The 11,030-nt window shown below is 66.5% G+C and carries 12 protein-coding genes; 11 read left to right on the top strand and 1 reads right to left on the bottom strand.

The window, feature by feature from the left end:
* From A5706_RS18880 to A5706_RS18870, 3 genes are all read left to right on the top strand, one after another.
* On the top strand, positions 1-309 hold a 309-nt coding region (locus tag A5706_RS18880; RefSeq protein ID WP_156767220.1), incomplete at its 5' end, for an isochorismatase family protein.
* Complete coding sequence (locus A5706_RS18875) at positions 306-920, top strand: PaaI family thioesterase (protein ID WP_068133613.1); 615 nt, start codon at positions 306-308, stop codon at positions 918-920. The genes A5706_RS18880 and A5706_RS18875, both read left to right, overlap by 4 nt.
* Positions 921-928: 8 nt before the next feature.
* A complete protein-coding gene (locus A5706_RS18870) occupies positions 929-2,581 on the top strand; it encodes an acyl-CoA synthetase (RefSeq protein ID WP_068133600.1) in 1,653 nt (550 codons plus the stop codon).
* Positions 2,582-2,584: 3 nt separating this feature from the next.
* Here the strand turns inward: A5706_RS18870 and A5706_RS18865 are convergent, their stop codons facing one another.
* Positions 2,585-3,415, bottom strand: coding sequence for an SMP-30/gluconolactonase/LRE family protein (locus tag A5706_RS18865; RefSeq protein ID WP_156767219.1), 831 nt, complete (start codon positions 3,413-3,415; stop codon positions 2,585-2,587).
* 262 nt (positions 3,416-3,677) lie between these two features.
* Here A5706_RS18865 and A5706_RS18860 point away from each other — a divergent pair, with 262 nt between their 5' ends.
* The 8 genes from A5706_RS18860 (at position 3,678) to A5706_RS18830 (ending at position 11,008) form a co-directional block, all read left to right on the top strand.
* Positions 3,678-4,886, top strand: a complete 1,209-nt coding sequence (locus tag A5706_RS18860; RefSeq protein ID WP_068133591.1) for a cytochrome P450 — start codon at positions 3,678-3,680, stop codon at positions 4,884-4,886.
* Positions 4,887-4,908: 22 nt separating this feature from the next.
* On the top strand, positions 4,909-6,120 hold the full coding sequence (locus tag A5706_RS18855; RefSeq protein WP_068133607.1) for a CaiB/BaiF CoA-transferase family protein: 1,212 nt from the start codon (positions 4,909-4,911) through the stop codon (positions 6,118-6,120).
* A complete protein-coding gene (locus A5706_RS18850; RefSeq protein WP_068133587.1) occupies positions 6,117-6,923 on the top strand; it encodes a thioesterase family protein in 807 nt (268 codons plus the stop codon). The genes A5706_RS18855 and A5706_RS18850 overlap by 4 nt, the downstream gene beginning before the upstream one ends.
* Before the next feature lie 25 nt (positions 6,924-6,948).
* Positions 6,949-8,097 (top strand): thiolase family protein, encoded by a 1,149-nt coding sequence (locus A5706_RS18845; RefSeq protein ID WP_068133584.1) that lies wholly within the window; start codon positions 6,949-6,951, stop codon positions 8,095-8,097.
* Between the two features lie 67 nt (positions 8,098-8,164).
* Positions 8,165-8,671 carry an NAD(P)-dependent oxidoreductase gene (locus tag A5706_RS18840; protein ID WP_255406321.1) on the top strand — a complete coding sequence of 169 codons (507 nt, stop codon included), beginning with the start codon at positions 8,165-8,167 and terminating at the stop codon, positions 8,669-8,671.
* Positions 8,593-8,877: an NAD(P)H-binding protein gene (locus A5706_RS34805; protein ID WP_255406320.1), complete on the top strand. Its 285-nt coding sequence runs from the start codon at positions 8,593-8,595 to the stop codon at positions 8,875-8,877. The genes A5706_RS18840 and A5706_RS34805 overlap by 79 nt, the downstream gene beginning before the upstream one ends.
* Positions 8,878-9,086: 209 nt before the next feature.
* The gene (locus tag A5706_RS18835; RefSeq protein ID WP_369831903.1) at positions 9,087-9,377 is read left to right on the top strand and encodes a DUF485 domain-containing protein; all 291 of its coding nucleotides are present in this window, start codon (positions 9,087-9,089) and stop codon (positions 9,375-9,377) included.
* Positions 9,374-11,008, top strand: coding sequence for a cation acetate symporter (locus tag A5706_RS18830; protein ID WP_068133576.1), 1,635 nt, complete (start codon positions 9,374-9,376; stop codon positions 11,006-11,008). Before A5706_RS18835 ends, A5706_RS18830 begins: the two co-directional genes overlap by 4 nt.
* Positions 11,009-11,030 lie beyond the last annotated feature (22 nt).

Here is an 11,030-nt window from a genome sequence, read left to right as displayed (position 1 = left end):
GGGCCCGAGCCAACCGATTTGGTCCTGAGCCGCTGGCACGGCGTCGGGCCGATGGGCGGCACCGACCTCGACGCGGTGCTGCGCAACCTCGGCGTGTCCACCATCGTCGTGGTGGGCGTCTCGTTGAACATCGCGATCCCTAACGTCGTGATGGACGCGGTCAACGCCGCCTACCGCGTTGTCGTGCCGAAAGACGCCGTGGCCGGCGTTCCCACCGAGTACGGTGAGGCCATCATCGCCAACACGCTGTCGCTGCTCGCGACCATCACCACAACGGACGACCTGCTGCAAGCGTGGGACAAGCCGTGACCGACACCGCGCCGACGGTTCGAGGCGGATTCCCCCAGATCGAGCCGGCCGAACACGCGCCGCGGGGGCTGGGGCGGTTCGTCGCGGCGCTGCGCCGCCTGCAGGACCTGACCGTGTCCACGGACAGTTCGCTGTGGAGCAGCGCGGCCGAACACGTCGAAAGCGCCTGCGCGTTGCTGGACGGACACCAGGTTCCCGAGGGCGTGTCGCCCGGCGGGCGGGTCATCGAGCTGCCCGGGCTGGGGCATCCGCTGCTGCCGCCGTGGCTGGTCACCGAATCCGGACCGGACGGCGTCACCATGCGCGGACACTTCACCCGCTCCCACGTTGGCGGGAACAACGCCGTGCACGGCGGCATGATCCCGCTGCTGTACGACTGGCTGTTCGGGATGATCGTCTCGACCGCGGGCGTCCCCCCTACCCGAACGGCCTACCTGCACGTCGACTACCGCAGCATCACGCCGATCGACGAGCCGCTGAGCGCTCAGGGCAGTATCTCGAACGTCGACGGCAGGAAATTCTTCGTAGCCGCTAGCATGACGGCTGCCGACGGCACACTGCTCAGCGAAGCCAACGGCCTGATGGTTCGCCTGCTACCCCACCAGCCGTGAGAGGCAAGATGTCAGACACCGCACCACAATTCACCGTTCCCGCAGTCGCGACGGCCGTGGCCGCGGCCATCCCCGACCGTGACCTGGTGATAAGGGGTGAACGGCGTTTCAGCTACGCGCAACTGCTCGACCGGGCGAACCGGCTCGCCGCATACCTGCGCTCGCGGGGCCTGGGGTGCCACACAGAGCGCTCCGTGCTCGCCGGCCACGAGGCGGGTCAGGACTTACTCGGCCTGTACGCCTACAACGGCAACGAATTCGTCGAGGCGCTGCTGGGTGCGTTTCAGGCGCGGGTCGCCCCCTTCAACGTCAACTACCGCTACGTCAAAAGCGAGCTGCAGTATCTGCTGAAGGATGCCGGCGCGACGGCCCTGATCTACCATGCCGCGTTCGCGCCGCGAGTGGCCGAAATCCTGCCCGACCTGCCGCAGCTGCGGGTGCTGATTCAGATTGCCGACGACTCGGGCAACGAGTTGATCTACGGCGCGGTGGATTACGAGACCATCGTCGCGTCCAGTTCGCCCGAACCGCCGCCGCTGCAGCACTCCCCCGACGACCTGTACGTGCTGTACACGGGCGGGACGACCGGCATGCCGAAGGGTGTGCTGTGGCGCCAGCACGACATCTTCATGACGTCCTTCGGCGGGCGAAACCTGGTGACGGGCGAGCCATTCGGCTCCGTCGACGAGATCGTCACCGCGGCCGCCGCGGGCGCCGGCACCAAGTTGATGATTTTGCCACCGCTGATCCACGGTGCCGCCCAGTGGAGCGTGATGACGGCGATCACCACGGGGCAGACTGTCGTCTTCCCTTCCGTCGTCGACCATTTCGACGCCGACGACGTCGTCCGCACCGTCGAGCGCGAGCGGGTGATGACGGTGACGGTGGTCGGCGACGCGATGGCGCGACCCCTGGTTGCCGCCATCGAGAAGGGGATCGCCGACGTGTCGTCCCTGGCCGTGGTAGCCAACGGCGGCGCCCTGCTCACCCCGTACGTGAAGCAACGCCTCATCGAGGCGCTGCCCAACGCCCTGGTCATCGACGGCGTCGGGTCGTCGGAGACCGGCGCGCAGATGCACCACCTGTCGATGTCGGGGGCCGTGTCGACCGGCACCTTCAACGCCGGACCCGACACCTTCGTCGCCTCCGAAGACCTCACCGCAATCCTGCCGCTCGGTCACGACGGCATCGGCTGGCTCGCGCAACGCGGCTACGTTCCGCTCGGCTACAAGGGCGATGCGGCCAAGACCGCCAAGACATTTCCCGTGATTGACGGGGTGCGTTACGCGGTTCCTGGCGACCGCGCGCGGCACCGCGCCGACGGCGCGATCGAACTGCTAGGCCGTGATTCGGTGACCATCAATTCCGGCGGCGAGAAGATCTTCGTCGAGGAGGTCGAAACCGCGCTCGCGTCGCATCCGGCGGTGGCCGACGTGGTGGTCGCCGGGCGGCCGAGCGAGCGGTGGGGACAGGAGGTGGTCGCGGTCGTCGCCCTGGCCGAAGGCGTAAGCGCCGACTCCGACGAGCTGATCAAGCACGCCGGCGAGTCGCTCGCCCGCTACAAGCTTCCCAAGGCGATCGTGTTCCGTCCGGTGATCGAGCGCAGCCCGTCGGGCAAGGCCGACTACCGGTGGGCGCGCGAGCAGGCGGAGAACGGCTGAACGCTAAGCCGGCAGCCGAATCCTCAACAGCGCCTGCTGATACGAGGCGGTGACGAGCAGTTCGTCCGCGGAGTCCGCGCCCAGGCACACATTCGTCGGGAGCGTCCCGCCGGGCAGCACCACCGCATCCAGGATTTCGCCCGTCTCGGCGACGAGGTCGAGGCGGTCCGCGCCGGTCATCGCCACCCAGGATGCCCCGTCGGCCCGCACCGCCATCCCCGCCGGCCATGCCCGCTGGAAGGTGCACACCACCTCTGCGGCGTGGCCATCGAGCGAGCCCGCCGCCCCGATCGGATAGCGCACGAGTTTCGCGGGTGACGTCGCGGTTACCAGTAGCCGGGTCGAATCCGGGCTGAAACCAAGGCCGTTGATCCAAACCGGTCCGGAGTCGAGGATCAAGTCCTTTTCTCCGGTGACGCGATCGACGGCCCACACCCACCCGCGCTTGCTTTCGTCGGGGTGGAAGAGTTCCATTTCGGCGCGGGTGTCGGTGACCCAAAGTTTTCCGTCGGGACCGAACATGAGATCGTTCGGCGCGTCCATGCCCTCGGCCAGGTAGTCGACCCGGCCGTCGCGGATGACCTGCACCCCGGGCTCGGCGGCCACGTCGGAGCCGAAACTACCGCCGTTCTGCGCGACATAGATCGACCCGTCGGATCCGCTGCACAGACCATTGGGCCCGCCGCCGGTATCGATCCTTTCCGGTGCGCCCCCGCCCGGGTCCACGATGTACACACAGCCGTGACTGACCGACGCCACCGCGACCCTGCCGTCGGGCAGATTCGTGGGTCCTTCCGTGAATCCCAGACCGTCAGCGATCATTTCGATCGTCATCAGGTCACCTTCTTCGGCGGTGAACAGCTTGGGCGGCCCAGGCCAATAAGTGCTGAGGAACCATGTTACGGAAGACGTCGACGGTGCCGCCATGGATTCCGACGGGTGACGGCCGCCGACGCCGGCAACCGCGCCTCATCGCCAAGCGCTAGTGGCGTATTGGTACGGAACGAGAAACTGCGCCCATATTGTCTACTGTAATAATTACAGTACGATCTTACGAAAGGACAGCCTGTGCCTGCCGAAGATGCTGGAGATCTAGGTGACGACCAACGTTCAGACCGGTTCCCAAACCGGCCCGGAGACCGTCAGCCTGCGCGACCCCTACCCGTTCTTCGCGCAGAAGCGACGGCGGGCCGGCGTGTTCCGCGGGACGGTCATGGACTACTCCAAGACGCCCGAATCGCTGCGGCCCAAGCATGAATATTCGGCGGTGTCGTTCGATGCGGTGAACACGGTGTTTCGCGACGGCCGGGTGTTCAGCTCGGCGCCGTACGACAAGACGATCGGCCTCTTCATGGGGCCGACCATTCTGGCGATGGAGGGAAAGAAGCACCGCGACCACCGAAACCTGGTGTCCGCGGCGTTCAAGTCCAAAGCCCTTGCCCGGTGGGAGCCCACCATCGTGCGGCCGATCTGCAACGCGTTGATCGACGAGTTCATCGAAACCGGCGAAGCGGACCTGGTCCGCCAATTCACCTTCGAATTTCCTACCCGCGTCATCGCCCAACTGCTGGGCTTGCCCGCCGAGGACCTGCCGACGTTTCGCAAGTACGCCGTCGCGCTGATCAGCTACCACGTCAACTACGAGCGCGCATTCGAGGCGTCGGCGGCGCTGAAGGATTACTTCGTCGAGCAGATCGAGCAGCGCAAATCGAAGCCCACCGAGGACATCATCGGCGACCTGGTGACCGCCGAGATCGACGGCGAAAAGCTAAGTGACGAGGCGATTTACTCGTTTCTGCGGCTGCTGCTGCCCGCCGGGCTGGAGACCACGTACCGGTCGTCGGGAAACCTGCTCTATCTGCTGCTCACTCATCCGGACCAGTTCGCGGCGGTGCAAGCCGACCGAGAGCTGCTGCCACAGGCGATCGAGGAAGGGCTGCGCTACGAGACCCCGCTCACCACGGTGCAGCGGTTCGCGACGCAGGACACCGTGCTCGAGGGCGTCGAGATTCCGGCTCGCGCGGTGATCGGCGTGTGCATGGGTTCGGCGAATCGCGACGCGCGGCGCTGGGAACGTGCGGAGGAATTCGACATCTTCCGCAAGCACGTGCCGCACATCTCCTTCGCCGCCGGTGAGCACACCTGCCTGGGTCTGCACCTGGCGCGGCTGGAAACCCGGGTCGCGGTCGGCTGCCTGCTGGATCGGTTGACCAACTTCACCCTGCTGACGGACGGCGACCCGCACATCCACGGCCAGCCCTTCCGTTCCCCGACCGCCCTTCCGGTGACATTCGACGCGAAGTAGGGTCCGGAAAATGATCAAGGTAATGGAGGGCTTTCGGGTCCTCGAGCTGGCGCAGTTCACGTTCGTCCCCGCCGCGGGAGCCATCCTCGCCGACTGGGGCGCCGACGTCATCAAGGTCGAGCACCCGCTGCGCGGCGACACCCAGCGCGGCTTCCTCAACATGGGCGGCATCCAGGTCGACCCCGAGCGGCACCCACTGATGGAGCACCCCAACCGGGGCAAGCGCAGCGTGGGAATCGACATCTCCACCCCGGGCGGCCAAGAAGTGATCTACGAGCTCGCCAAGTCCTCCGATGTGTTCCTGACCAACTACATGCCCGCGCAGCGCCAGAAGCACAAATTCGACGTCGAGCACATCCGCGCGGCGAACCCGAACATCGTCTATGCGCGCGGTTCGGCCCACGGCGACAAGGGCGCCGAACGCGATATCGGTGGCTACGACGGCACCGTGTTCTGGACGCGCAGCGGGATCGGCTACGCGCTCACCCCCGAGGAGTTGGGCGGCGCACTGGGACAGGGCATTCCGGCGTTCGGTGACTCCATCGGCGGCATGTTCATCGCCGGCGGCATCTCGGCGGCGCTGCTGCATCGCGAGCGCACGGGCGAGGCCGTCGAACTCGACGTGTCGTTGCTGAGCACCGCCTGGTGGGCGGCCGGCGCCAGCCTGACCCAGGGCATGGAAACCGGCGAGGTGATGCGCACGCCCATGCCCGGGGCCGGCAACTCGGTGAATCCCTTCATGGGCAACTACGAGACCTCCGACGGCGGCACGATCAACCTGTGCATCATCAGCCCGACCGGGTTGATCCGGGACACCTTCGAGCATCTCGGCATCCCCGAGGCCGCCGACGATCCGCGGTTCTCCGAGGTGCTCCCGCTGATCCAGAACGCCGACGCCGCCGCCGAACTTATCGCAAAAGCCTTCGCCGGCAAGCCGTTTGATTACTGGCGCCAGCACCTGAAGTCAATGAAGGGCCAGTGGGCGCCCTTCCAGAGCCTGCTCGATCTGGTCGACGACGAGCAGGCCGTCGCCAACGACATGATCGCCGAGGTCGAACTCGCCAGCGGCGGAAAGCCATTCCGCGTCGTGCGCGGCCCGGTCCAGTTCAACCACGAGCCGCTGGTGACGACCCGCGCGCCGCAAGCGTCCGAGCACACCGAGATCGTCTTGATGGAGCTCGGCATGGACTGGGACCGCATCGAAGAACTCAAGGACGCGGGGGCCATCGCTTGACCGACGCCTACTACGAGCTGGTCGATCCGCACGATCCACTCGGTGAGAGGTTCAGCGCCTCGGATCACGTCATCAGCACGTGGTCGCCGACGATGCAGAATGCGGCACCCGTCTCAGCGTTGCTGGTGCGCGCGCTGGAGGGCTGCTCGGCACGCGACGACGCCCGGCTGAGCCGCGTCGTCGTCGACCTTCTCGGGCCGGTGCCGGTTGACGGGCCGCTCTGGGTTCGCGCGCACGTCGAGCGCCCGGGAACCAAGATCGAGTTGCTCGGCGCCCAACTGCTGGCGCCGGGTCCCGACGAGCGCCCGCGACCGGTGGCCAACGCGATCGCCTGGCGTTTTCAGGAGTGCGACGCCGCGGAGTTGTATTTCACACCGACTCCCCCGCTGCGGCCCCTGGGCGAGGGGCGTCCCCGTCGGCCCGACAGCGACGCGAACCAGACCTACATCCAAAGCCTGGATTGGCGTTGGCTGAACGACATCCTCAACGATGTGCCCGGGGAGTGCTGGGCCCGACCCGTCGTCGACCTCGTCAAGGGCGAACCGATGACGGCGATGCAGCGCCTGTTCGCGGTGGCCGACATCGCCAACGGCATGGGCAGCCGGCTCAGCGTCACCGAATGGCTCTTCCTCAACACCGATCTCACCGTGCACGTCCACCGCGTGCCCGACGGCGAATGGATCGGCGTTCGCGCCGAAAACCATTACGGCCGAGACGGAGTGGGCGTCTCCGTTGCCACACTCTTCGACGAGCACGGGGCGGTGGCCGCCCTTCAGCAGGCCCAGCTGGTGCGCCGCCGCTAGAGCCGCCGGACACAAGGAGATACGGATGACAAACGACGTAGCGATCATCGGGGTAGGTCTGCACCCCTTCGGCCGCTTCGAGGGCAAGTCGGCCATGCAGATGGGTGTCGACGCGATCTTCACCGCGGTCGCGGACGCCGGCATCGAATGGAAGGACGTCCAGTTCGCCACCGGCGGCAGCTGGACGGTGGCAAACCCGGACGCCATCGTCGGAATGGTCGGCCTGACCGGCGTCCCGTTCACCAACGTGTTCAACGCCTGCGCGACGGCCGCCAGCGCGGTCAAGGCCTGTGCCGACGGGATCCGGTTGGGCGACTACGACATCGGCATCGCCATCGGCCTGGACAAGCACCCACGCGGCGCGTTCACCGAAGATCCGGCGCTGGTGGGCATGCCGAGGTGGTACGCCGAGAACGGGCAGTACCTGACCACCCAGTTCTTCGGCATGAAGGCGAACCGGTATCTGCACGACCACAACGTCTCCCAGCAGACGCTGGCCAAGGTCGCCGCCAAGAACTTCCGCAACGGAGCGTTGAACCCCAACGCGTTTCGCCGCAAGCCGATCTCCGAACAGAGCATCCTCGATTCGCCGGTCCTGAACTACCCGCTGACCCAATACATGTTCTGCGCGCCGGACGAAGGCGCCGCGGCCGCGGTGCTCTGCAGGGCCGACATCGCGCATCGCTACACCTCCAAGCCCGTCTACCTACGGGCGGTGGAGGTCCGCACCCGCCGCTACGGGGCCTACGAGGTCAACACGACGTTCGCGCCGGTCGACGAGGACGTGGCGCCAACGGTGTACGCCGCGCGCGCCGCGTTCGAAAAGGCCGGCGTGGCCCCCGCCGACGTCGACGTGATCCAGCTGCAGGACACCGACGCGGGCGCCGAAATCATCCACATGGCCGAGTGCGGGTTCTGTGCGCACGGCGACCAGGAGAAGCTACTGGCCGACGGCGCAACCGAGATCGGCGGCCCCATGCCCGTCAACACCGATGGCGGGCTGATCGCCAACGGCGAGCCCATCGGCGCCTCCGGGTTGCGCCAGATCCACGAAATCGTGCGCCAACTGCGCGGCGAGACCGGCGATCGTCAGGTCCCCGGCGAGCCCAAGGTCGGGTTCACCCAGTTGTACGGCGCCCCCGGCACCGCCGCGGCGACCGTCCTGACGACCTGACCTTTGCGGCGCCCGCGTAACTTTCGGCCGGCCCGCTTCGTCGTAGTGGCGAACGGGAGGAGTTCTCATGCAAATCGTCATCTTTGGCGCCAATGGATCGACCGGACGGCTTGTGACGCGTCGGGTGCTGGACGCGGGGCACGCGGCCGTGGCGGTGACCCGGCGGCCCGACGAGTTCCCCATTTTCGACGCGCGGCTGGCGGTCGCGGGCGCGGACGTGCGGCGCGATCACCTGGCCGGGATCGTCGCCGGCGCCGATGTCGTGTTGTCGACGCTCGGGGTGCCGTTCGCGCGCAGGCCCGTCGACACGTATTCCGTCGGCACCCGCAATATCGTGAACGCCATGCGCGAGTCCGGCGTCGGCCGGCTTGTCGTGGTGAGTTCCACCGGCGCCTACCCCGCGCGGGGACGGCGCCATACGCCACTGGCGTTGCGCTGTTCGAGCCGATCATCACCCGCACCATCGGCAAGACCGTCTATGACGACATCCGCCGGATGGAAACGGTGGTGCGCGAGAGTGGCCTGGACTGGACGATCGTGCGCCCGTCGGGATTGTTCGATTTGCCTCGGGTGACCAATTATATTGCGGGAGAGACCGATCCGGTCGGTGCTTTCACGGCTCGCGTCGACCTGGCCGACTACCTCGTCAGGCTCGCCCAAGACGGGACGGCGCGGCGGAAGACCGTTGTCGTCTCGACCACCGAGCACACGCCGACGGTGTGGGAAATGGTTCGACGGGAAGCATTCAAGAAAGACTCGCCGCACGAGGTGCCGGCTTAACAAACGCCGGCAATCGGGTTGCCGTCAGGTGCCCGCGCGGCGACACCAGGGTTAATTTAGACCCCCAGGCATAAATCGCACTCCTGTTGTCATCGGGTTTGCTCGTAGGCTAACGCCGAAAAGCCTGCTCGAACACGAGGTCAGGAGTCGCGTTGTCTACTACCGAGTTTCCATCCGAAGACGTCCCATTAGCGACGGGCCAGCAATTCGTGACCCTCCAGGCGAGCCCCGAGTTCGCCGAACTTCGCCGCAAACTACGCCGATTCGTGTTCCCGATGACCGCGATCTTCCTCGCCTGGTACGCCGCCTACGTGCTGTTGGGCGCCTTCGCGCACGACTTCATGGCGACCAAGGTCTTCGGGAACGTCAACGTCGGACTGCTGATCGGGCTGGGCCAATTCCTGACGACATTCATCATCACCGGACTCTACGTACGGTTCGCCGACCGCGAGCTTGATCCGAGGGCGGCCGCCATCCGCGCGGAAGGCGGGGCGTCATGACGCTGTTTGCCGCCGGACAGCAGACGATCGGGAATCCCGTCGCCAACATCGCGATCTTCGCCGTTTTCGTCCTCATCACGCTCTACGTGGTGATCCGGGCCAGCCAGCGGAACGCCACCGCGACCGAGTTCTTCACCGCCGACCGGGCGTTCTCGGGACCGCAGAACGGCATCGCCATCGCCGGCGACTACCTGTCGGCCGCCAGCTTCCTCGGCATCGCCGGCGCGATCGCCGTCTACGGCTATGACGGTTTCCTGTATTCGATCGGATTCCTGGTGGCCTGGTTGGTGGCCCTGCTCTTGGTCGCCGAACTGATCCGCAACACAGGGAAATTCACCATGGCGGACGTCCTGAGCTTCCGGCTCAGGCAGCGCCCGGTGCGGCTCGTCGCGGCGATCTCAACGCTAACGGTCTCCCTGTTCTACCTCCTCGCCCAGATGGCTGGCGCGGGGGGTTTGGTTGCCCTGCTGCTCAATGTCAAAGGCCGCCTCGGCGAGTCGATCGTCATCGCGGTCGTCGGTGTCCTGATGATTGTCTACGTCCTGGTCGGTGGGATGAAGGGCACCACGTGGGTGCAGATCATCAAGGCCGTCCTCTTGATCCTCGGCGCGGCGACGATGACGGTGATGGTGCTGGCGAAGTTTGGCTTCAACTTCTCCGACATCCTCGGTTCGGCGCAGTCGGCGGTGTCGCACGCCACCACCAAGGGTGTTTCCAGCCGCAACGTGTTGGCCCCGGGCGCGCAATACGGCGGGTCGACGACGTCGAAGATCAACCTGCTGTCGCTGGGCCTTGCGCTGGTGCTGGGCACCGCGGGGCTGCCCCACGTGTTGATGCGCTTCTACACGGTCCCGACCGCGAAAGAGGCACGCCGGTCAGTGGTCTGGGCGATCGGCCTCATCGGAGCCTTCTATCTGTTCACGCTGGCGCTGGGCTATGGCGCCGCCGCCATCGTCGGACCCGACCGGATCCTCAAGGCCGCCGGCGGCCAGAACTCGGCGGCGCCGTTGCTCGCTTTCCATCTCGGCGGCGTGGTCCTGCTCGGTGTCATCTCCGCGGTGGCGTTCGCCACGATCCTCGCCGTGGTCGCGGGTCTGACGATCACCGCGTCGACGTCGTTCGCCCACGACATCTACGCCAGCCTGATCAAGCGGCACAAAGTCACCGAGAACGAACAAGTCCGCGTGTCCCGCATCACCGCCGTGGTGCTCGGCATTTTCGGGATTGCGCTCGGGATCCTGGCCAACGGCCAGAACGTCGCCTTCCTGGTGGCGCTGGCGTTCGCTGTCGCGGCGTCGGCCAACCTGCCGACGATCCTGTATTCGCTTTATTGGCAGCGGTTTAACACCCGCGGTGCGCTGTGGAGCATGTATGGCGGCCTGATCTCGACCATCGTGTTGATCATCTTCTCGCCCGCGGTGTCGGGAGCGAAGACCGCGATGCTCCCCGGCGCGGACTTCGCGTGGTTCCCCCTTGCCAACCCCGGAATCGTGTCGATCCCGCTGGCGTTCGTCCTCGGCATCGTTGGGACGCTGTCGTCGTCCGACCGCGGCGACCCGGTACGCAACGCCGAGATGGAGGTCCGCTCCCTTACCGGCATCGGCGCCGAGAAGGCTGTTATCACGCACTAGCCGCCCATCAGCCGAGGGCGGG

Origin of the sequence: Mycobacterium sp. E796, assembly GCF_001672815.1 — a bacterium.
Taxonomy (GTDB): domain Bacteria; phylum Actinomycetota; class Actinomycetes; order Mycobacteriales; family Mycobacteriaceae; genus Mycobacterium.
This window is presented reverse-complemented; position numbering and strand designations above follow the sequence as displayed.